Origin of the sequence: Thermococcus sp. JdF3, assembly GCF_012027495.1 — an archaeon.
Lineage (GTDB): Archaea > Methanobacteriota_B > Thermococci > Thermococcales > Thermococcaceae > Thermococcus.
Map to the genome: position 1 here is coordinate 1 of NZ_SNUK01000025.1, position 448 is coordinate 448.

General features: G+C 50.4%; 1 pseudogene. It reads right to left on the bottom strand.

The window, feature by feature from the left end:
• Positions 1 to 139: 139 nt before the first annotated feature.
• Positions 140 to 448 (bottom strand): annotated as a pseudogene (locus E3E42_RS11725) (CCA-adding protein); the annotation flags it as partial.

A 448-nucleotide genomic window follows, 5' to 3' on the forward strand; every position in this document is an offset into this window, starting at 1 on the left:
TGAAGGAGTCCAAATCCTCTGGAGGGGACTCTTTCATACTGGAGCTGATATTTGGAACCCTGAATGGAGAGGAGTACTTGAAGTTGAAACGAATACTGGAAGAGATTGAAAAGCTGTTCGATGAACGACAACTTCCGCCTTAGCCCTTCAAATTCCACTTTTTCCTGCTCAGGAAGAGGTATGCCTCCCTCTTGAGCTCCCCTGGAACGTAATCCACCAGAATATCAGCGGAGTGGATGAACTCTCTTACCTGCTTGCCCAAGGCAACTTGATTCTTCTCCAGGAGCTCTACGATGACGTCGACGATGCTCTCCTTAACCCTCTTCTCCGCGTACAGCCTCTTTCCAATCAGCCAGACCCTCTCGTTCTTCCGGTAGAAGTCCCAGCCCCTCTCAGTGAAGAACTCCGGGCCGGGCTTTATGGCTATCTTCTCGCGCACTATTCTGTC